Here is a 21,844-nt window from a genome sequence, read left to right as displayed (position 1 = left end):
TTTATCTCTCGTTGTTATTCAATAACTGTTACCAGCCCTTGTTCCACATGAAACGTCCTGTTTGGAGGGCTAGATAACGAATCGACTATTGTTAGCGGATCAATCGCGGTGACAAATATTTGTGCACCGGTTTCGGTTAACTGCTGAAGCAATAGCTGCCTATGCTGTGCATCCAACTCTGACGGTAAATCGTCAACCAGATAAATACTGTTTTTATCTAGCTGTTGTTTGAGCAACTTTCCCTGTGCAATACGTAGTGCACAGACTAATAATTTTAATTGTCCACGGGACAACGCATCCTGCGCGGGTAAAGTACCCACACGCAAACGTAAGTCTGCTTTATGGGGCCCGCTACCCGTATTACCTGCGGCTAAATCTCTTGAGTATTGGTTTTCAAGTAATTGTGAAAAATCCGTTTTACTGTCCCATCCTCGGGTAAAAGAAACCTTAATATCAATATGAGGTAAAAACACTCCGATTATACCCTTTAGTAGCCCATTTAACGAGTCTACATATTGATTTCGTATATCGGTAACCTGTTCAGCATACCGCACCAACTCCTTATCCCAAAATTGTATTTGGCTATAGGGTGATTGATTTCTAAGTAATTGATTGCGCTGCTTTAATACCTTCCTGGTATTCACCCAAGCTTGATAAAAATACGGGTCGGAATGAAATGCCCCCCAATCGATAAATTGACGGCGAGCTTTAGGTCCCTCGAACAATAAAGAAAAACTTTCTGGAGTAATAACTTGAATGGGCAAAGTATCGGCCAACGTTGATAAACGCTTCACTTTCTCGCCATTGATTTTAACTTCAATCTCACCACTTCGATGGCGACGTAAACCAATTTTATAGTCTCTGTCGGCGTCAATTAACTGGGCAAATAGGGTCAGTTTATCGTCATCATGGTTGATCACCCGTTGCGATAAGTGGCTGCGAAACGAGCGGCCCATACCCAAAAAGTAAATGGCTTCAAGAATACTGGTTTTGCCACTGCCATTTTGACCGTAAATCAAATTTAAGCCATCACAAGGCTGTAATGACGCAGAGGTAATGTTACGAAATGAACCAATGGTAAGACGCGATAAACTCATGTAGACCTATTTGTGATAACCAGAATAAATAATCCTATATAGACAAAGAAGGTGCCTTACAGCACCTTAATAAACAATCAGACGATAACCCGTTAAAGACGCATAGGCATCACCACATACATAGAATCTTCTTCTTTGTGGTTCTCAATCAAAGCACTCGAATTACCATCAATTAAGGTAATACGCACTTCATCGCTGGCTAAGTTATTTAACACATCAAGTAGATAGCTGACGTTAAAACCAATTTCTAAATTATCAGAGTCATAATCAACATCAATGATTTCTTCAGCTTCTTCTTGCTCTGGGTTATTAGCAGTAATTTTCAATAACCCAGGTTCAAGCTGAATACGAACCCCACGGAATTTTTCATTCGACAAAATAGAGGCGCGGGTTAATGCTTGTTTTAGCTGATTTCGGCTGGCAATGACCACTTTAGTGCCACCCTTAGGTAACACTCTACGATAATCAGGGAAGCGACCATCAACGAGCTTACTGGTAAACACAGCGGAGGTAGTCACGGCCCGAATGGCATTATCACCAATCGCAATGGTAATGTCCTGATCGTCACTGTCGAGCAAGCGTGCCATTTCAACCACCCCTTTGCGAGGCACAATCACTTGTTTTTCAGGTAATGAGATATCTAACGTGCGATGACTTAGCGCTAAACGGTGTCCGTCTGTGGCTATAGCACGTAAAACATTACCTTCGGTTTCAAATAACAAACCGTTAAGGTAATAACGCACATCTTGGTTAGCCATTGAGAACTGAGTTGAATCGATAATCGACTTCAACACGCCTTGCTTTAAGCTAAATTCGATATCTGCTTGGAATTCTTCAACGTTGGGGTAATCTTCAGCAGGCAATGTTGCCAATGAAAAACGGCTACGACCGGAACGCAATAACCATTTATTATCTTGCTGTTCGACTTTTAATTCACTTTGCTCTGGTAATGACTTAACAATATCCAGCAATTTTTTGGCTGGAACGGTGGTACGACCGATATCAATATCACCATGAATTGCCACTTGGCCCACTAACTCAACTTCTAAATCAGTGCCCGTTAGCTTAAGTGAGGACTCACTAACTTCAACTAATAAGTTGGCTAAAATAGGTAAATTGTGTCTGCGTTCTACCGCGCCACACACTAGCTGCAACGGTTTTAACAGGGCGTCCCTATCAATTGAAAATTTCATCGTGTCTACAATCCCTGAATTAAGAAGACAAAGTTCTAATCAAGTTAGCATAATCTTCTTTAATGTCATGACTCTCTTCGCGCAGTTGGGCGATTTTACGACAAGCATGCAATACTGTCGTATGGTCACGACCACCAAAAGCATCACCAATTTCCGGTAAACTTTGGTTAGTAAGTTCTTTAGATAGCGCCATCGCCACTTGTCTAGGCCTTGCCACACTGCGAGAACGGCGTTTAGACAGCATATCTGCCATTTTTATTTTATAGTACTCAGCAACAGTCTTCTGAATATTATCTATAGTGACTAATTTTTCTTGCAGTGCCAAGAGATCTCTTAATGCTTCGCGCACAAAGTCGATGGTGATAGGACGTCCAGTGAAGTTAGCATTAGCAATCACACGGTTTAGTGCACCTTCTAATTCACGTACATTTGAACGTAAACGCTTGGCAATAAAGAAAGCCACTTCATCGGGTAAATTAATGCCATTCTCTTGTGCTTTACGCATTAAAATCGCCACGCGGGTTTCTAACTCCGGCGGTTCAATCGCTACGGTTAACCCCCAACCAAAACGTGATTTTAAGCGATCTTCTACCCCGTCGATCTCTTTAGGATAACGATCAGAGGTTAAAATAATTTGATGATTACCTTCTAGTAAAGCATTGAAGGTATGAAAAAATTCTTCTTGTGAACGATCTTTATTGGCAAAAAATTGAATATCATCAATAAATAACGCGTCTACGCTGCGGTAATAACGTTTAAATTCTTCAATGGCGTTATTTTGTAAGGCCTTAACCATGTCCTGTACAAAACGCTCAGAATGCATATATACCACTTTAGCATTAGGATTGTTTTTAATAATGCCATTGGCCACAGCATGCAGTAAATGGGTTTTACCTAAACCGGTTCCGCCATATAAAAATAACGGATTATAAGCACCACCAGGATTTTCAGATACTTGCAATGCCGCAGCTTTACCTAATTGGTTCGATTTACCTTCAACAAAATTATCAAACTGATATGTTGGGTTAATATTACTGCGGTGGTTGGGATTGATAATCGGTTCGGCCTGGGTATTAAAAGACGTCGTTCCCACTTGGGCTTTCGTTTGACGATTCACAGGCTTAGCAGCTACAGGCGCTGGCGCAACTTGGCGTGCAGAAGGACGGCTACCAATATCAAAACGTAACTTGGGTGCATTACCGCCCATTTGTTCAGTAAAAAATTGATTAATGATATTGATGTATTTATCGCGTACCCAATCCAGCACAAAACGATTTGGCGCATACAAAACCAATGTATCACCATCCATTTCAGCCTGTAACGGACGGATCCACATACTGAACTGCTGCGCTGATAACTCGTCTTGCAGTCTGCCGATACATTGTTGCCAAAGTGAAACCGCCACTTATTTATCCCCAAATATCTTTAAACAAAGGAGATGTATTCTATAGTGAGATCACTATGATCGCTATCCTTAAAAGCAGATTTATCCCCAGCGTGATCATTCTATGTATAAATCGATGATCATCAAAGATCGAAAACGATCGATTAATTGTGAATTTCAAGCAAATCCAGCTTTATTAACCGATCCACCTTGATCTATAATAGCGATTCTTTGATCTACTGAAACAATGAAAGATCCACAAGATATAGTGTCTGTACACAGACTTATCCACATCTTATGGTGCTTAATCGTTAGTAGCTTCAAATAAAGATTGGCATAAATTTATTATATAAGTACTTTCGTTATTGACGACAGTACTTAAAGTGATTACAATTCTGCCTCTTTTTTACCCTTAACTCTAATTTTGGAGATAAGGAAAATTCACTAACAAAGACGGATTGCCATAATGAGTAAACGTACTTTTCAACCTAGCAACCTGAAGCGCAAGCGTTCTCACGGCTTCCGCGCTCGTATGGCTACTGTAGGTGGCCGTAAGGTACTTGCACGTCGTCGTGCGAAAGGTCGCACTCGTTTATCTGCATAAGTAGATAACCAGGTGACTAGCTATACCTTTTCGCGGGAGTTACGTTTGTTAACTCCCGCGCAATTTAAATCTGTATTCTCCAATCCAATCAAAGCATCCTCTGCTGAAATAACTCTGCTCGCAATTCCAAATTCAGAGCAACATCCTCGTTTAGGGTTAACCGTTGCAAAACGTTTTGTTAAACGTGCAAACCAACGTAATCGTATCAAACGTGTGATAAGAGATAGTTTTCGTTTACATCAACACGACATCCCAGATATAGATATCGTTGTATTAGTCAGAAATGGCGTGATGGAAATGGAAAATGCAGAACTACACAAATTAGTAGAAAAGCTATGGCGCAAACTCAGTCGCCGTTACAATGGCTAGCAACTACGGTTATCCGTGGTTACCAAATTATTATCAGCCCTTTATTGGGACCGCGTTGTCGGTTTAATCCAACTTGTTCTTATTACGCTATAGAAGCAATAAAAACACATGGAACACTAAAAGGTAGTTGGTTTGCAATAAAACGCATATTAAAATGTCACCCTTTACATGCAGGCGGTAGTGATCCCGTCCCCCCTAAAAATGACAGGTGTAATAAATAGGCTATGGAATCTCAACGCAATATATTGCTAATCGGTCTGCTGTTTGTCAGCTTTTTAATGTGGCAACAATGGCAAACAGATAAAGCACCACAACCGGCAGCAGCACAAACTGTTAGCCAAACTAACGCCGCCCCACAACACAGTGATGACGTTCCAGAAGCAGATGTTATTGGGGTACAAGAAGAATTACCTGCAACTAAAAACCTTATTAGCGTTAAAACCGATAAGCTTGTTATTAAAATAAGCCCTATTGGTGGTGACATTGTTTATGCCGCATTAGTGGAACATAAACGCGAAATAGACAGTAACGACCCTTTCGTTATTTTAGATCAGCAAAATGATTTCACTTATATCGCTCAAAGTGGCCTTATTGGTCGTGATGGTATTGATAGTAGTGCTAATGGTCGTGCAACTTATAATGTTCAAGCCAGTTCATATTTTTTAGCTGAAGACAAAGACACATTAACAGTGCCATTTACTTTTACAGCAGACAACGGTGTCACCTACGTAAAAACCTTTACGTTTACCCGTGGTCAGTATGATGTCGGCGTAGATTACACTATCAACAACACCTCAACGGCACCGTTACAAGTGCAAATGTATGGTCAAATTAAGCAAACGATTAAAGAATCAGAAAGCAGCATGATTATGCCGACTTATCGTGGTGGTGCTTTCTCGTCTGAAGATACTCGTTATGAGAAATATAATTTTGACGATATGGCTGATAAGAATCTTGCTAAAGTCACATTAGGTGGTTGGGCAGCAATGCTACAACATTACTTTGTGTCAGCTTGGGTTCCGCCAGCAATAGATTCAAACACCATTTTCTCAAGAGTCTCTGGTGGTCTAGCCAATATAGGTTTTCGCGGCGCGGTATATGATATTGCACCAGGCGTCACACAAGATATTAGCTCACAGTTTTATGTCGGCCCTAAAAATCAAAAAGCGCTTTCAGCTATTTCTGAAACCTTAAACTTGGTTGTTGATTACGGTTTCTTATGGTGGTTAGCCATTCCAATCCATTGGTTATTGATGTTCTATCAATCATTTGTGGGTAACTGGGGTGTAGCAATTATTTTGATTACCTTAACGGTACGTGGTGGCTTATATCCCCTGACCAAGAAGCAATACACTTCGATGGCCAAAATGCGTAATCTGCAGCCAAAAATGACTGAGATGAAAGAACGCTTTGGCGATGACCGTCAGAAGATGGGTCAAGCGATGATGGAGCTGTACAAGAAAGAGAAAGTAAACCCTATGGGAGGTTGCTTACCTATTTTGTTACAGATGCCAATCTTTATCGCGCTTTACTGGGTGCTGCTAGAAAGCTATGAATTACGCCATGCGCCATTCATGCTATGGATTAACGACTTATCGGTACAAGATCCATACTACGTCTTGCCATTATTAATGGGCTTGTCGATGTTTTTAATGCAGAAAATGCAACCGGTTGCGCCAACGATGGATCCTATGCAAGTAAAAATGATGCAGTGGATGCCCGTTATCTTTACCGTCTTCTTCTTATGGTTCCCAGCAGGTCTAGTACTTTACTGGTTAGTAGGTAACTTAGTTGCCATTACTCAGCAGAAGATTATTTATGCCGGCCTTGAGAAAAATGGCATAAAATAAGCCTAAGCTCAATGTTGTATAACTGATTAAAAAGGCGGCTGATTAGCCGCCTTTTCCTTTATCAATTTTATAGGTACTACCGTGACAACAGACACTATTGTGGCACAAGCGACCGCCCCCGGACGAGGTGGCGTAGGCATCATTCGTATTTCTGGTAACTTAGCCACTAATGTTGCAACCGCCATTATTGGCCATGTGCCAAAAACGCGTTACGCTGAATATTGTGACTTTAACAGTGCTGACAGTAAGGTTATTGACCAAGGTATTGCGCTATTTTTTAAAGGACCCAATTCCTTTACTGGCGAAGATGTACTTGAACTACAAGGTCATGGTGGTCAAATTGTGCTCGACATGCTAATCAAGCGCGTCATGGAAATCGATGGTATTCGCATTGCTAGACCAGGTGAATTCAGCGAACAAGCCTTTATGAACGATAAGCTCGATTTAACTCAGGCAGAAGCAATTGCAGACTTAATCGATGCCACCAGTGAACAGGCTGCGAAAAGTGCATTGTTGTCACTACAAGGTGAATTCTCAAAAGAAGTCTATGAGCTTGTCGACCAAGTCACCAACCTACGTTTATATGTGGAAGCCGCAATTGATTTCCCCGATGACGAAGTCGATTTTTTATCCGATGGTAAAATCGCCAACGCGTTATATAAAATCATCAATAAATTAGACACGGTACAAGCCAGCGCCAAGCAAGGTTCTATTATCCGCGAAGGCATGAAAGTTGTTATTGCCGGTCGCCCAAATGCCGGTAAATCTAGCTTACTGAATGCGTTAGCAGGTAAAGAATCGGCTATTGTAACGGAAGTTGCCGGTACGACTCGCGACGTGCTACGCGAACACATTCACTTAGACGGTATGCCACTTCACATAATAGATACAGCAGGATTACGAGATACGCTCGACACTGTTGAAAAAATTGGTATTGAACGCGCATGGGCCGAAATAGCCGCAGCAGATAGAGTATTGTTTATGGTCGATGGCACCACAACCGATGCCGTGAACCCTCACGAGATTTGGCCAGATTTTATCGACCGCCTACCGGCAAAACTTGGGGTTACAGTCGTACGTAATAAAGCCGATTTAACCGGTGAAACCTTAGACAAAACCGAAGAACAGGGCAATAACGTTTATCGGATATCGGCCAAAACAGGTTTAGGTGTTGATGAGTTAAAGCAACATCTCAAATCATTAATGGGTTACCAAAGTAACTTAGAGGGTGGCTTTATTGCCCGTCGTCGCCATTTAGAAGCACTCGATCTTGCCGCAAGTCACTTACAGCTAGGTAAAGAACAGCTTGAAGTGTATTTAGCCGGTGAATTACTGGCTGAAGAGCTTCGAATGACACAAATAGCCTTATCTGAAATCACCGGTAAATTTACCTCAGATGATTTGCTCGGCAAGATTTTTAGTTCATTTTGTATCGGTAAATAAGTAGACAATATTAATGACAACACTCGCTAACCAAGTTGTGGTGCTCGATTTTGAAACCACAGGTTTGTCACCCGATAATGGTGACCGTGCCATTGAAATCGGCGCGGTAAAATTGGTCGATGGTCAAATAGTCGATACCTTTCAGGAACTTATTAATCCTGGTCGGCGAGTCAATAGCTTTATTGAACAATACACAGGTATCAGCAACGACATGCTCAAACATGCCCCAGTGTCAAAGCAAGTAATGGGACAATTTGCCAAATTTATCGATGGATTTAATTTGGTGGCACACAATGCCAGCTTTGATAAGAAGTTTCTCGATGCTGAATTTAGCCAACACAAGCTGAAATATTCAGGGATCTTTTGCTGCTCTTTATTGTTATCTCGCCGCATAAGCCAAGATGCCCCCAATCATAAGCTCGGCACGCTAGTGGATCATCATCAGTTACCTAACGATGGCGTATTTCACCGCGCATTAGCCGACGCCACCATGACAAGTCATTTATGGTTACATCAAATAGAAGTATTGCAGCAACAACTTCCAAAACAACCGATTACCATTGATATGGTCAACAAAATATCCAGTCTTCCTAAAGCTCAAATAGCGCGGTTTTTACGGACTATGAGCTAAATTTATCAGTGATTGAATCACTTTAATGATAACTCTTGCGATAACTTATCGACCAACAATCTCACCTTTGGTGATAAATGACGATTGTGCGGATACAAAGCCCAAATGCCTTCTTTTGGTTGTTGAAAAGGTGCAAGTAATACAACCAATCGCCCCTCAGCAATGGCATCATTGACGTAATATCCCGGTAACTGCACTATACCCAAACCCAAAATTGCCGCATTCAATAAACTCAAGCCGCTACTACATGCCAAAGATCCATGCACTTTTACCGTCTTAGGTTTGCCTTTTTCAACAAAATGCCAATGAGGCTGACTGCCAATTAAGCAGTTATGTTGAGTCAGTTCAGATAAAGCATAAGGTGTACCGTATTTAGCAATATAACTCGGTGCGGCGCACACGTACTGGCGTCTATTGGTTAATCGTTTTGCCATCATGCTGGAATTGAGTAAACGCCCAAGCCTAATAGCTAAATCATAACCACCATCAACCAAATCAAGTTGTTGATTTGTTAATTCGCAAACCACTTCAATGTCAGGATATTGCTGCATAAAATCAATTACTATCGGCATAATAAATTTTTCACCGTAGGTCACTGGCGCGGTAATCCTAATCAAGCCTTGCGGTTTATCTTTTAAACTTGAAATAGCTCGCTCTGCTTCATCAAGACTGTTTAACACTTGACGACAATGCTGATAATAAACCATGCCTTCTTCAGTTAGTGATACCTTACGGGTGGTGCGATAAAATAATTTGGTGTTTAAACGATTTTCCAACTGGCTGATTTGTCGACTCACTTGCGCAGTAGAAATACCCAAACGCTTACCTGCAGCCGTAAAACTGTTGGTTTCGGCCACGGCAACAAATTCAAAAATACCTTCCCACTTCATCATTATTACATTCTCGTAAAAGTCATTTGTAAAACAAGCTAATTATCATTATATGATAAACAAATACAATGGCTAAATACACTACACTGAAGTTATTACGATCAGCCATGTCGACCATGGTAGCTAATGTTAAGGAAATCATTTATGTCAGCACAATTTATTAAGTCAAAAGCCGCAATTGCTTGGGGACCTGGTCAGCCACTATCGGTAGAAGAAGTCGATGTAATGTACCCAAAACCAGGTGAAGTCATGGTACGAATTGTGGCATCAGGCGTTTGTCACACAGATGCATTCACACTTTCAGGCGATGATCCTGAAGGCGTATTCCCAGCGATTCTTGGTCATGAAGGCGGCGGCATTGTTCATATGGTCGGTGACGGTGTCACTAGCGTAAAAGTAGGCGATCATGTTATTCCGCTGTATACCGCTGAATGCGGTGTTTGTAAGTTTTGTACTTCTGGTAAAACCAATCTTTGCAGCGCGGTTCGCGCTACTCAAGGAAAAGGGTTAATGCCAGACGGCACTACACGTTTCTTTAAAGATGGCCAACCTATTTTCCATTATATGGGTTGCTCAACGTTCTCGGAATACACAGTATTACCAGAAATATCGTTAGCAAAAGTGAATCCAACCGCGCCACTTGAAGAAGTGTGTCTTCTCGGTTGTGGTGTTACCACTGGAATGGGCGCTGTTCTAAAGACAGCTAAAGTTCAACAAGGCGATACTGTGGCTATTTTTGGTCTAGGCGGTATTGGTTTATCTGCAATTATTGGTGCCACCATGGCAGGTGCCAGCCGTATTATTGGTATAGATCTTAATGAATCTAAATTTGAATTGGCTAAAAAATTAGGGGCAACCGATTGCATTAACCCTAAAAACTTTGATAAGCCGATTCAAGAAGTGATTGTAGAAATGACCGATGGCGGCGTGGATTTCTCGTTTGAATGTATCGGTAACGTCAATGTGATGCGCAGTGCATTAGAATGTTGTCATAAAGGTTGGGGCGAATCGGTCATTATTGGAGTTGCCGGCGCAGGCCAAGAAATATCAACCCGCCCATTCCAGTTGGTCACGGGTCGTGTATGGCGTGGCAGTGCATTTGGTGGGGTAAAAGGACGCAGCGAGTTACCCGGTATTGTTGAACAATACTTAGCGGGCGAATTCAAACTAGACCACTTTATTACCCACACTATGGGTCTTGAAGATATTAACCATGCGTTTGAGTTAATGCACAAAGGCGAAAGTATTCGCAGTGTAATTCACTTTGCCAAGTAACGCTTAATTCATCATCGCAGGCGCAGTTAAGCATTCAGACTGCTTAACTGCTTGCTGACAAATAAGGACACTTAATGACCATTGAAAGTATCAGCAGTACCAAAGCATTTGGTGGTTGGCATAAACAATATAGTCATCAATCAAGCGCACTTAATTGCACTATGCGCTTTGCCATTTACTTACCGCCACAAGCAGAAAGCCAAAAAGTACCGGTGTTATATTGGTTGTCAGGGCTCACCTGTACTGATGAAAACTTTATGCAAAAAGCGGGCGCACAGCGCATCGCTGCCGAACTAGGAATAGCAATTGTGGCACCCGATACCAGCCCGCGAGGGGAAGGTGTCGCAGATGATAAAGACGGCGCATATGACTTTGGCTTAGGGGCAGGATTTTATCTTAATGCCACAAAACCACCATTTAAGCAGCATTATCAAATGTATGATTATGTAGTGAACGAACTGCCAGCATTGATTGAAGCCCACTTTCCGGTAACAACACAGCGCAGTATCAGTGGCCATTCGATGGGGGGTCATGGTGCATTAACCATCGCCTTAAAAAATCCACAGCGATACCAAAGTGTGTCAGCGTTTAGCCCTGTTTGTCATCCAATAGACTGCCCTTGGGGGATCAAAGCCTTTCGCGGTTATTTGGGGGATGATCAAAAGCAATGGGCTCAATATGACAGTTGTGAGTTAATGAACCATAGTCAACACTTTGTCCCCGCGCTAGTGGACCAAGGCAGCAACGACAATTTTTTAGACGAGCAACTCAAACCACAAGCCTTAGTACAAGTGGCTAAAGCCAAAGGTTATCCGCTTGAGCTAAGAATGCAACCAGGCTATGACCACAGCTATTATTTTATCGCAACGTTTATAGAAGACCATCTGCGTTTTCATGCAAAACACCTAGCACGGTTATAAAGTCTATAAGCAGATAATAAAACGAGCCTAGATAGCTCGTTTTTTATTATTAATCAATATATTAATGATTAATTCTCAACCGAAAATAGCCCCTTGCCGCCCCAAACATATTAGCCACTGCAACATAGGTCATTCCCACGGTACCGCTCATGGCCCTGAAAAACGCCACGCATGAGTATATTATGCTTGGCGCGATCATCAGGATATGGACCTCTAACGACATTAATAGGGTGATCTATGTAGCTAAAGGGGACAAATCGAAAGTAAATAAGCCAGAATAAGTCATCAACCCATAACATCACCCTCTCAGACCCCCATGCAAACTCAGCTATCTGTCGTGTTTCTTCAGCAAGAGTCATTTAAACCGGTTGTTTTATGGTTACATTCAGCCTAATACACGACTGAGGTTAGCCACACAGGGTAATGAAAAATGGGCGTATAATGGACAAATATAATTAATCATTCGGAGTTAAAATGGCAAAAATCGCATTATTAGTAGGCACAACATTAGGGGGTTCAGAGTATGTTGCCGATGAAATGGCAGCTCAACTTGCTGAGTTAAATCACCAAACAGAGGTATTTATAGAGCCAAATATCGATGAATTAGGTGATTTTTCACTGTGGATCATTGTCAGTTCTACTCATGGAGCAGGCGATCTACCTGATAATATCGTTCCTTTTTATAAACAATTAATGATCGAAATGCCCGATCTTAGCCATATCCAGTTCGCTTTGTGTGCAATAGGGGACTCAAGCTACGATACTTTCTGCCAAGGACCTGAAATGATCACCGAACTGCTTTTACAAAATGGATCTAAAGCTATTGTGGATAAGATCCAAATCGATGTACAACAAGATCCAATACCGGAAGAACCCGCTCTAGCGTGGTTATTGCAATGGCAACATCTTATCTAAATGTCAGTAAACGCGATCATATCCTGAATAAATAATGATCCATTCACAGATTAGATTACACTTATCCACAATATACTCTTTTTTAGTATAACTTTGTGGATAAGCTATTATTTTTAGCGATCATAACTCTGTACTATTCACGGTCCGATCCGCTCAATGATCACCCTTGTGGATAACCCCCCGATCTGTCCCCATGTTATCTTGAGTTTGATCGCGATCAAATAACAGGTTAGGTTTTGCATTACTATATGATTATAAAGAAAAATAAAAGTTATCAACAGAAAAGTCCGATCCTAATAATAAGTATAATAAAAAGATCTATATAAAGATCTTAAGATCTATTAAGCAAACGCCATCTTGATCAATCAGTGAAAAATGATCGTTCACGTTCAGACAAGCAAGTGCTAAAATGATCCAATCGAAAAAAGGGTAGATTCAAATTTAACTTACTTAGCAATCAAAGGTCAGATAATGCATTTTCATGAACGGTTTGATGTAATTGTTGTTGGTGGTGGTCATGCCGGAACTGAAGCAGCACTTGCAGCGGCAAGAATGGGCTCAAAAACATTATTGTTAACTCATAACATCGACACGCTTGGCCAAATGTCTTGTAATCCAGCTATCGGTGGCATTGGTAAAGGCCATTTAGTGAAAGAAATAGATGCATTGGGTGGGGCAATGGCAACGGCAACAGACTTTGCTGGTATCCAATTTAGAACATTAAATTCAAGCAAAGGGCCAGCAGTTCGTGCAACACGAGCCCAAGCAGACAGAGCGCTGTATCGTCAAAAAATCCAACATATTTTACAAAACCAAGTTAATTTACGTATTTTCCAACAGGCTGTTGATGACCTCGTTGTTGAAAATGATAAAGTTGTTGGTGTAGTAACTCAAATGGGCTTAGCTTTCGAAGCACCTGCAATAGTGCTAACCACGGGCACTTTTTTAAGCGGTAAAATTCACATTGGACTGCAAAATTATAGCGGTGGCAGAGCCGGTGATCCACCCGCGATTGCATTGGCTAATCGCTTACGCGAATTAAATATCCGTGTTGGCCGCTTGAAAACCGGTACACCACCACGCATTGATGCAAACACCATTGATTTTTCACAAATGACCGAACAAAAAGGTGATACACCGTTACCTGTAATGTCATTTACGGGTAATGTCAGCCAGCATCCAAGACAAGTTTCATGTTTTATTACTCATACCAATGAAAATACTCACGAGATAATTCGTGGAGGACTTGATAGAAGTCCGATGTATTCTGGCGTGATAGAAGGTGTTGGGCCACGTTATTGCCCATCTATCGAAGACAAGATCCACCGTTTTGCAGACAAATCGTCACATCAAATATTTATTGAGCCAGAAGGGCTAAGCACCAATGAGATCTACCCAAACGGTATCTCAACCAGCTTACCATTTGATGTACAGCTAAATTTAGTACGTTCGATTAAAGGCATGGAAAACGCTGAAATTATTCGGCCAGGTTATGCCATTGAATATGATTATTTTGATCCACGAGATCTTAAAAACTCATTAGAAACCAAAGCCATTGAAGGACTCTTTTTCGCCGGTCAAATTAACGGCACTACAGGTTACGAAGAAGCCGGAGCACAAGGTTTACTTGCTGGGATGAATGCATCACTGCAAGTTCAAGGCAAAACGGCTTGGTGTCCTCGTCGTGATGAAGCTTACCTTGGCGTACTTGTTGATGATTTATCAACCTTAGGAACCAAAGAACCCTACCGCATGTTTACCAGTCGTGCGGAATACCGTTTATTGCTTCGCGAAGACAATGCCGATTTACGCTTAACAGAAAAAGGCCGTGAACTTGGATTAGTTGATGACAATCGCTGGAAATTATTTATAGAAAAAAGAGAATCGATCGAATTGGAACTTCAGCGTTTACGTAGCCAATGGGTTCATACTAATTCACCTTTATTAGGCGTACTTAATCCAGAATTAAATGCGCCTATTTCTCGTGAAGCATCATTTGAAGATTTACTACGTCGTCCAGAAATGGATTATGCGAAGCTAATGTCATTAGAGGGTTTTGGTCCTGGTCTTGATGATCCGCAAGCGGCTGAGCAAGTACAAATTCAAGTTAAATACTCGGGTTATATTCAGCGTCAGCAAGATGAAATTGATAAAGCTATTCGTCATGAAAACTCGTTATTGCCACTTGATTTGGATTATCAACAAGTACCAGGCCTGTCAAATGAAGTGATCGCAAAACTCAATAACCATAAACCCGATACCGTTGGACAAGCATCAAGGATCCCAGGAATTACACCTGCAGCAATCTCTATTTTGCTAGTGCATTTGAAAAAACGAGGTTTATTGCGCAAAATCGCATAAATGTTGTAATTTTTTCAACTCAATAACACAAGGGAAGCCATAAGGCTTCCCTTAGTGCTTTTACGGCTTCATAATAACTGCCGTCGTTATCATGCAACCTACGAGGCTTTCTGTGTTATCTGCCCAACTTAAAACCTATTTAGCTGAAATTAAAATGTCGGCCACCGAATTACAACAAAAACAATTAATAGGTTTTGTTGAAATGCTTGATAAATGGAATAAGGCTTATAACCTCACCTCCGTTCGCGATCCTGAGCAAATGCTAATCCGCCATATTATGGACAGCTTAACGGTTTCTCCTTACCTTGAAGGACAGCATTTTATCGATGTAGGAACCGGCCCTGGTTTACCTGGGATCCCATTAGCGATTATGAATCCAGATAAGCAGTTTGTATTGCTTGATAGTTTAGGCAAACGGTTCCGTTTTCAAAAACAGGTTCAGTTCGAACTAAAAATCAATAATATTACTCCAGTTGAAAGTCGTGTTGAAGCTTATAACCCAGAGATTAAATTTGACGGTGTATTAAGCAGAGCATTTGCATCTATTCAAGATATGCTAAGTTGGTGTCACCATTTACCGACTGAAAAAGGCATTTTTTATGCGTTAAAAGGCCAGTTAAATCAGCAAGAATTACAACAGATACCAGCAGGATTTTCGTTGGTAGAAACTATTGTATTGCATGTTCCAACGTTAGATGAACAGCGACATTTATTAAAAATAGCCAAGCAATAACACGCATTTCTTTCGCTAATTAAGCTAACCGGACATCAATAATTTTAAGACAGGATGACATTGTGGGTAAAATAATTGCCGTAGCCAACCAAAAAGGTGGCGTTGGAAAAACAACAACTTGCGTTAATTTAGCCGCATCACTTGCCGCCACAAAGCGTAAAGTGTTGTTGATCGATTTAGATCCTCAAGGCAATGCGACTATGGGCAGTGGCGTTGATAAATATGAAGTCGAGAATACCGCTTATGAATTATTAGTCGAAGAAAAACCGTTTGCCGATATCGTGATTAAAAATACCGTAGGTAAATATGATTTGATCGCAGGTAATAGTGATGTCACCGCGGCAGAAATTAAATTGATGGAATTTTATGCTCGAGAGATCCGTTTACGTAATGCAATAGCGTCGATCAAAGATGATTATGACTATATTTTTATAGACTGCCCGCCATCGCTCAATATGCTAACGGTAAACGCCATGTCTGCCGCTGATTCGGTTCTAGTACCAATGCAATGCGAATATTATGCCCTAGAAGGCTTAACAGCGTTAATTGATACTATAACTAAGCTCGGTGCTATGGTTAACCCTACGTTGAGCATAGAAGGTATTTTGCGCACCATGTATGATCCGCGCAATCGTTTATCAAATGATGTATCTGATCAACTCAAGCAGCATTTTGGTGAAAAAGTGTATCGTACCGTCATACCTAGAAATGTTCGTTTAGCTGAAGCACCTAGTTTTGGTGCACCTGCCATGTATTACGACAAATCAAGTGCTGGAGCCAAAGCATATTTAGCCCTAGCCGGTGAAATAATACGTCGTGCGGAACAGCAAACTCAACCAAAACAAGCGTAGGATACAAAAATGACCTTAAAAAAACGCGGTTTAGGTAAAGGCTTGGATGCCTTATTAAATCATAGTAATGCCGCAAGTCTTAAAAGCGAACAAGCAGAAGAACAGCAACAATCAGCTAGATTAAGTGATTTAATTCACCTAGATCTTGATTTATTACAGCCGGGTAAATATCAACCTCGTAAAGATATGTCATCAGAAGCGTTAGAAGAGTTGGCTGAATCGATTCGTGCTCAAGGTGTAATCCAACCGATTGTTATCCGTAAAATATCTGAAACTAACTATGAAATCATCGCCGGTGAACGTCGCTGGCGTGCCGCTCAATTAGCCAAACTTGATAAAGTCCCCTGTATTGTTAAGCAAGTGGCAGATGATGCTGCTGTCGCCATCGCCCTTATTGAGAATATTCAGCGTGAAGATCTTAATGCAATGGAAGAAGCCATCGCACTGCAACGATTACTTGAAGAGTTTGAGTTAACCCACCAACAAGTAGCCGATGCTGTTGGTAAGTCTCGTGCAAGCGTGTCTAATTTATTACGCTTAAATAGCCTCAACGAGCCTGTTAAACGTTTGTTAGAAAATGGTGACATCGACATGGGCCATGCCCGTGCATTATTGGCTGTAGAGGGTGATGAACAGACAAATTTAGCTCGATTAGTCGCGTCAAAAGAAATGACTGTTCGAGAAACTGAACGATTAGTTAATAAAGTCTTAAATCCTGCTAAAGAAGCCGAAACACCAGCTAAAGATCATGATGTTAGTCGCTTAGAGCAAGAGTTAATTGAAAAACTCGGTGCCAAGGTTGCCATTAATCATGGCAGCAAAGGTAAAGGGAAAATTGTTATAAACTATCAGAACCTTACTGAATTAGACGGGATTTTAAGTAAAATTCGTTGAAATGTGGATTAAACCAATTTCATTAGTAAGTTTGCGACATAGCTCTGTTTTTTGTTTTTGATTATTAAGTGCGTAATAGTGCATTACATAGCTGTTTTACTATCATCAACGTTGCAAACAAAGCGCGAAAAGGTATACTTTGCAGGCTTTTTGGATCTTAAGGCTAGTTTAATATATTAAATTTAACATTAGGACCACAAAAGGTATTAATGCGGAGATATAAAGTTGAGTAATGTTTTGGCGCGTCGTGGCAGGTTAGCAGCCTATAAATTAGTGCTGGTACAAGCGGCAGTGGCGAGTATTATTTCAATATTATTTTTCGTTATGTGGGGAGCACTGCATGGCTTATCTGCACTAGCAGGTGGTGTAATTGCTGTACTTCCTAATTTTGTATTCGCAACCCTAGCTTTCTCTCATAGTGGAGCAAGCTCAGCAGTAAAAGTGATTAAAAGCTTTTATTGGGGGGAAGCGGTAAAGATGCTGTTAACCATTGCATTGTTTTCGTTAGTGTTTATCAATTTAAAAGTCGGTTTTATGCCACTTTTTACCTGTTATTCGTTAGCGTTAGTAGTACATTGGATAGCACCTTTATATTTCAAGCAAAGTTAAGTGGGATGAATCATGGCTGCAACTGGTGAAGAGCTAACACAGCAAAGCTATATCCAACATCACCTTACTAACCTGCAAGTTTGTGCTACCGATAATGGGCTAGCAATGAACCATGCATGTGAAAAGGCTGGCTTTTGGACTTGGAACATTGATTCGTTGTTCTTTTCGGTTGGGCTTGGAGTGTTGTTCTTATGGCTGTTTTACAGTGCCGGCAAAAAAGCGACAACAGGCGTTCCTGGCAAATTTCAATGTTTTGTCGAGATGATTGTTGAGTTCGTTGATAGCAGTGTGAAAGAAACTTTTCACGGCCGCAATCCGGTTATTGCACCTTTAGCCTTGACAGTTTTTGTGTGGATTTTCATGATGAACTTCATGGATATGATACCTGTAGATTGGTTGCCTTGGGCAGCGAGTTTAATGGGTGTGCCATACCTAAAAGTTGTTCCGACTACCGACGTTAACATCACCTTCAGCTTAGCTATTGGTGTGTTTGTGCTGATTATTTATTACAGCATTAAAGTCAAAGGTGTTTCAGGTTTTGTAAAAGAATTAACACTTCAGCCTTTTAACCATTGGGCAATGATACCCGTCAACTTTTTATTAGAAACAGTTACTCTTGTTGCAAAGCCTATTTCATTGGCTCTTCGACTATTTGGTAACTTGTATGCTGGTGAGTTGATTTTTATTCTTATTGCATTGATGTACGGTTCTAACGTGGCGTTATCTGCTCTAGGTGTAGGTTTACAACTAGGTTGGTTAATTTTCCATATTTTAATTATTACCTTACAAGCATTTATTTTCATGATGTTGACCATCGTTTATTTAAGCATGGCTCATGAAGATCATTAAGAATAACCGAAAATTTTTTTGACCTAAATCATTAATAACAACGATTTAGAATACTGGAGATAGATATGGAAACTGTATTAGGAATGACGGCTATTGCTGTTGCTCTACTTATTGGTATGGGTGCATTAGGAACAGCTATCGGTTTCGGCCTTTTAGGTGGAAAGTTTTTGGAAGGTGCAGCACGTCAGCCAGAAATGGCGCCTATGTTACAAGTTAAAATGTTCATCGTAGCGGGTCTACTAGATGCGGTGACTATGATCGGTGTCGGTATTGCGCTATTTATGTTGTTTACTAACCCATTGGGTGCAATGCTTTAATTAACGCTTCTGTCTTTAATCTAACTAGGAGGCTGTTGTGAATTTCAACGCTACCCTATTCGGTCAGACGGTTGCCTTTATTCTCTTCGTGTGGTTTTGCATGAAGTTTGTATGGCCGCCGTTGATGAATGCCATCGAAGAACGCCAGAAGAAAATTGCTGATGGTCTGGCTGATGCCGGCCGTGCAGCAAAAGATCTAGAGTTAGCACAAGTTAAAGCTACTGAGCATCTAAAAGAAGCAAAGGTAACTGCCAACGACATTATTGAGCAAGCTAATAAGCGTAAGGCTCAAATCGTTGACGAAGCTAAAGCTGAAGCTCAAACTGAGCGAGCGAAAATTATCGCTCAGGGTCAAGCAGAAATTGAAAACGAACGTAATCGCCTGAAAGATGACTTGCGTAAGCAAGTTGCTTCTCTAGCCATCATTGGTGCAGAGAAGATTCTTGAACGTGCGATTGATCCAGAAGCCCACAGTGACATTGTTAATAAACTTGTTGCTGAAATTTGATTAAGGGAGTTGAGTTATGGCTGAATTAAGCACCATCGCTCGCCCTTACGCAAAGGCAGCTTTTGATTTTGCTGTTGAACATAAAGTAGTAGAAAGTTGGACAGAAATGTTAACTTTCGCTTCATTGGTAAGTGAAAACGAATCAATAAAGCCACTGCTTAATGGTACTTTAGCGAGTACAGAACTCGCTTCACTGTTTATTAAAGTATGCGGTGAACAAGTCAATGAGCAAGGTCAAAATCTGATAAAGGTAATGGCTGAAAACGGTCGTTTAGGGATACTGTCAACAGTATCGCTACTTTTTGCTGAATACCGTAATGAGTGGGCAAAAGAAGTTGAGGCCTATGTGGTTTCTGCTACTGAGCTAAGCTCTGAGCAACAGCAACAAATTAGTGTTTCTCTAGAGAAACGTCTCGCACGCAAAGTTAAGCTGAATTGCAGCATCGACGCATCGCTTATTGGCGGTGTTATTATTAAATCAGGCGACCTAGTCATTGATGGCTCGGTAAGCGGTAAATTATCGCGATTGTCTGATAAGCTGCAGTCGTAATTGGGAGTTTGAGCATGCAACTGAATTCCACTGAAATCAGCGATCTGATTAAGCAGCGGATCGAGCAGTTCGACGTCGTTAGTGAAGCTCGCAACGAAGGTACAATCGTTGCAGTAAGTGACGGCATCATTCGCATTAACGGCCTTGCCGATGTAATGCAGGGTGAAATGATCGAACTGCCTGGTGGCTGTTTTGCAATCGCGTTGAACTTAGAACGTGATTCTGTCGGCGCCGTAGTGATGGGGCCTTATGCTAATTTAGCAGAAGGCGATAAAGTTAGAACCACTGGTCGTATTCTTGAAGTACCAGTGGGTCGTGGTCTACTTGGCCGCGTTGTTAACACTCTAGGTGAGCCTATTGACGGTAAAGGACCTATCGAAAACGATGGTTTCTCTCCTGTTGAAGTGATTGCCCCTGGTGTTATTGAACGTAAGTCTGTATCACAACCAATTCAAACTGGTTATAAAGCCGTTGATGCCATGATTCCTATTGGTCGTGGTCAACGTGAATTGATCATTGGTGACCGTCAGACTGGTAAAACAGCGATGGCAATCGATGCAATTATCAACCAGAAAGATTCAGGCATTAAGTGTGTCTATGTTGCCATTGGTCAGAAAGCTTCTACCATTGCTAACGTAGTGCGAAAGCTTGAAGAACATGGCGCATTAGCTAACACTATCGTAGTTGTTGCATCTGCTTCTGAAACTGCAGCACTGCAATTTTTAGCGCCATATTCTGGTTGTTCTATGGGTGAATACTTCCGTGACCGCGGTGAAGATTCTTTAATCGTATATGATGATTTGTCTAAGCAAGCAGTTGCTTACCGTCAAATTTCATTGCTATTGAAGCGTCCACCAGGACGTGAAGCCTACCCAGGTGACGTATTTTATCTACACTCTCGTTTACTAGAGCGTGCTTCACGCGTAAACGTAAATTATGTAGAAAAGTTCACTAAAGGTGCAGTAACAGGTCAAACGGGTTCGTTAACCGCTTTGCCTATTATTGAAACCCAAGCTGGTGATGTATCAGCGTTCGTACCGACTAACGTAATTTCTATTACAGATGGTCAGATCTTCCTTGAAACTGATTTGTTTAACTCGGGCTTACGTCCAGCTGTTAACCCAGGTATTTCAGTTTCTCGTGTTGGTGGTGCTGCGCAGACTAAAATCATCAAGAAACTGTCAGGTGGTATTCGTACTGCTCTTGCACAGTATCGAGAGCTTGCTGCGTTCTCACAGTTTGCATCTGATTTAGATGATGCAACACGTGCTCAACTTGAGCATGGTGAGCGTGTAACCGAATTAATGAAGCAAAAGCAATATGCTCCTATGAGCGTTGCAGCACAGTCTGTGTCTATTTTCGCAGCTGAAAAAGGCTACCTTAAAGGTGTTGCTTTAAATGAAATTGGTCGCTTCGAGGCCGCTCTGCTTTCATACATGAACAGTCAACATGCTGACCTATTTAATACCATCAATGCTACTGGCGATTATAACGCTGATATCGAAGGTGAGTTAAAGGCAGGCTTAGACAAGTTCATTGAAACCCAAACCTGGTAATAATGAACAAGGGGTGTCATTAGGCACCTCAGGTCCCAGATTGGA

23 protein-coding genes are annotated in these 21,844 nt (G+C 41.3%); 19 read left to right on the top strand and 4 right to left on the bottom strand.

All coding sequences use genetic code 11. The annotated features are described in order from the left end of the window. Nucleotides 1–14 precede the first annotated feature (14 nt). The 3 genes from recF to dnaA form a co-directional block, all read right to left on the bottom strand. A complete protein-coding gene (gene recF, locus AAEZ02_RS09005) occupies nt 15–1,097 on the bottom strand; it encodes a DNA replication/repair protein RecF (protein WP_101033451.1) in 1,083 nt (360 codons plus the stop codon). Nucleotides 1,098–1,189: 92 nt separating this feature from the next. After that, a complete protein-coding gene (gene dnaN, locus AAEZ02_RS09000; RefSeq protein ID WP_101033450.1) occupies nt 1,190–2,290 on the bottom strand; it encodes a DNA polymerase III subunit beta in 1,101 nt (366 codons plus the stop codon). Between the two features lie 19 nt (nt 2,291–2,309). Beyond that, on the bottom strand, nt 2,310–3,695 hold the full coding sequence (gene dnaA / locus AAEZ02_RS08995; protein WP_101033449.1) for a chromosomal replication initiator protein DnaA: 1,386 nt from the start codon (nt 3,693–3,695) through the stop codon (nt 2,310–2,312). A 445-nt stretch (nt 3,696–4,140) separates the two neighbouring features. On the opposite strand from dnaA, the gene rpmH reads away from it, so the two are divergent. From rpmH to AAEZ02_RS08965, 6 genes are all read left to right on the top strand, one after another. Further along, on the top strand, nt 4,141–4,278 hold the full coding sequence (gene rpmH / locus AAEZ02_RS08990) for a 50S ribosomal protein L34 (protein WP_101033448.1): 138 nt from the start codon (nt 4,141–4,143) through the stop codon (nt 4,276–4,278). A 12-nt stretch (nt 4,279–4,290) separates the two neighbouring features. Then, nucleotides 4,291–4,647 (top strand): ribonuclease P protein component, encoded by a 357-nt coding sequence (gene rnpA / locus AAEZ02_RS08985; protein ID WP_101033447.1) that lies wholly within the window; start codon nt 4,291–4,293, stop codon nt 4,645–4,647. Further along, nucleotides 4,614–4,868: a membrane protein insertion efficiency factor YidD gene (yidD, locus tag AAEZ02_RS08980; protein ID WP_101033446.1), complete on the top strand. Its 255-nt coding sequence runs from the start codon at nt 4,614–4,616 to the stop codon at nt 4,866–4,868. Before rnpA ends, yidD begins: the two co-directional genes overlap by 34 nt. A gap of 3 nt (nt 4,869–4,871) precedes the next feature. After that, a complete protein-coding gene (gene yidC, locus AAEZ02_RS08975; protein WP_101033445.1) occupies nt 4,872–6,497 on the top strand; it encodes a membrane protein insertase YidC in 1,626 nt (541 codons plus the stop codon). A gap of 81 nt (nt 6,498–6,578) precedes the next feature. Further along, a complete protein-coding gene (gene mnmE / locus AAEZ02_RS08970; RefSeq protein WP_124012919.1) occupies nt 6,579–7,940 on the top strand; it encodes a tRNA uridine-5-carboxymethylaminomethyl(34) synthesis GTPase MnmE in 1,362 nt (453 codons plus the stop codon). Nucleotides 7,941–7,953: 13 nt separating this feature from the next. Next, nucleotides 7,954–8,571 carry a 3'-5' exonuclease gene (locus AAEZ02_RS08965; protein ID WP_124012918.1) on the top strand — a complete coding sequence of 206 codons (618 nt, stop codon included), beginning with the start codon at nt 7,954–7,956 and terminating at the stop codon, nt 8,569–8,571. Between the two features lie 17 nt (nt 8,572–8,588). Here AAEZ02_RS08965 and AAEZ02_RS08960 read toward each other — a convergent pair whose 3' ends face one another. Further along, the gene (locus AAEZ02_RS08960; RefSeq protein WP_124012917.1) at nt 8,589–9,464 is read right to left on the bottom strand and encodes a LysR substrate-binding domain-containing protein; all 876 of its coding nucleotides are present in this window, start codon (nt 9,462–9,464) and stop codon (nt 8,589–8,591) included. A gap of 141 nt (nt 9,465–9,605) precedes the next feature. Between AAEZ02_RS08960 and AAEZ02_RS08955 the strand changes: the two genes are divergently transcribed. The 13 genes from AAEZ02_RS08955 (at nt 9,606) to atpA (ending at nt 21,799) form a co-directional block, all read left to right on the top strand. After that, on the top strand, nt 9,606–10,736 hold the full coding sequence (locus AAEZ02_RS08955; RefSeq protein WP_101033442.1) for an S-(hydroxymethyl)glutathione dehydrogenase/class III alcohol dehydrogenase: 1,131 nt from the start codon (nt 9,606–9,608) through the stop codon (nt 10,734–10,736). A 74-nt stretch (nt 10,737–10,810) separates the two neighbouring features. Further along, nucleotides 10,811–11,656: an S-formylglutathione hydrolase gene (gene fghA / locus AAEZ02_RS08950; RefSeq protein ID WP_124012916.1), complete on the top strand. Its 846-nt coding sequence runs from the start codon at nt 10,811–10,813 to the stop codon at nt 11,654–11,656. Nucleotides 11,657–12,130: 474 nt separating this feature from the next. Next, on the top strand, nt 12,131–12,571 hold the full coding sequence (gene mioC, locus AAEZ02_RS08945; protein ID WP_101033440.1) for an FMN-binding protein MioC: 441 nt from the start codon (nt 12,131–12,133) through the stop codon (nt 12,569–12,571). Nucleotides 12,572–13,042: 471 nt separating this feature from the next. After that, complete coding sequence (gene mnmG, locus AAEZ02_RS08940; RefSeq protein WP_101033439.1) at nt 13,043–14,932, top strand: tRNA uridine-5-carboxymethylaminomethyl(34) synthesis enzyme MnmG; 1,890 nt, start codon at nt 13,043–13,045, stop codon at nt 14,930–14,932. Between the two features lie 112 nt (nt 14,933–15,044). After that, entirely contained in the window at nt 15,045–15,665 is a 621-nt protein-coding gene (gene rsmG / locus AAEZ02_RS08935; RefSeq protein ID WP_124012914.1) for a 16S rRNA (guanine(527)-N(7))-methyltransferase RsmG, read from the top strand. A gap of 62 nt (nt 15,666–15,727) precedes the next feature. Continuing rightward, on the top strand, nt 15,728–16,516 hold the full coding sequence (locus AAEZ02_RS08930) for a ParA family protein (protein ID WP_124012913.1): 789 nt from the start codon (nt 15,728–15,730) through the stop codon (nt 16,514–16,516). A gap of 9 nt (nt 16,517–16,525) precedes the next feature. Continuing rightward, entirely contained in the window at nt 16,526–17,410 is an 885-nt protein-coding gene (locus AAEZ02_RS08925) for a ParB/RepB/Spo0J family partition protein (protein WP_101033436.1), read from the top strand. Between the two features lie 225 nt (nt 17,411–17,635). After that, nucleotides 17,636–18,019 (top strand): ATP synthase subunit I, encoded by a 384-nt coding sequence (locus AAEZ02_RS08920; protein WP_101033435.1) that lies wholly within the window; start codon nt 17,636–17,638, stop codon nt 18,017–18,019. A gap of 12 nt (nt 18,020–18,031) precedes the next feature. Further along, nucleotides 18,032–18,868, top strand: a complete 837-nt coding sequence (gene atpB / locus AAEZ02_RS08915; RefSeq protein WP_101033434.1) for a F0F1 ATP synthase subunit A — start codon at nt 18,032–18,034, stop codon at nt 18,866–18,868. A gap of 65 nt (nt 18,869–18,933) precedes the next feature. Next, the gene (gene atpE, locus AAEZ02_RS08910; protein ID WP_011639455.1) at nt 18,934–19,185 is read left to right on the top strand and encodes a F0F1 ATP synthase subunit C; all 252 of its coding nucleotides are present in this window, start codon (nt 18,934–18,936) and stop codon (nt 19,183–19,185) included. 37 nt (nt 19,186–19,222) lie between these two features. Further along, entirely contained in the window at nt 19,223–19,693 is a 471-nt protein-coding gene (gene atpF / locus AAEZ02_RS08905) for a F0F1 ATP synthase subunit B (protein WP_124012912.1), read from the top strand. Nucleotides 19,694–19,709: 16 nt separating this feature from the next. Continuing rightward, entirely contained in the window at nt 19,710–20,243 is a 534-nt protein-coding gene (atpH, locus tag AAEZ02_RS08900) for a F0F1 ATP synthase subunit delta (protein ID WP_101033432.1), read from the top strand. 14 nt (nt 20,244–20,257) lie between these two features. Next, nucleotides 20,258–21,799, top strand: a complete 1,542-nt coding sequence (gene atpA / locus AAEZ02_RS08895; protein WP_101033431.1) for a F0F1 ATP synthase subunit alpha — start codon at nt 20,258–20,260, stop codon at nt 21,797–21,799. Nucleotides 21,800–21,844: the final 45 nt, after the last annotated feature.

Origin of the sequence: Shewanella sp. T24-MNA-CIBAN-0130, from assembly GCF_040310185.1 — a bacterium.
In the GTDB taxonomy this organism is placed as follows: Bacteria; Pseudomonadota; Gammaproteobacteria; order Enterobacterales; family Shewanellaceae; genus Shewanella; species Shewanella psychromarinicola.
The sequence above is the reverse complement of the archived record's forward strand: the minus strand, read 5'-3'. Positions and strand labels throughout refer to the sequence as shown.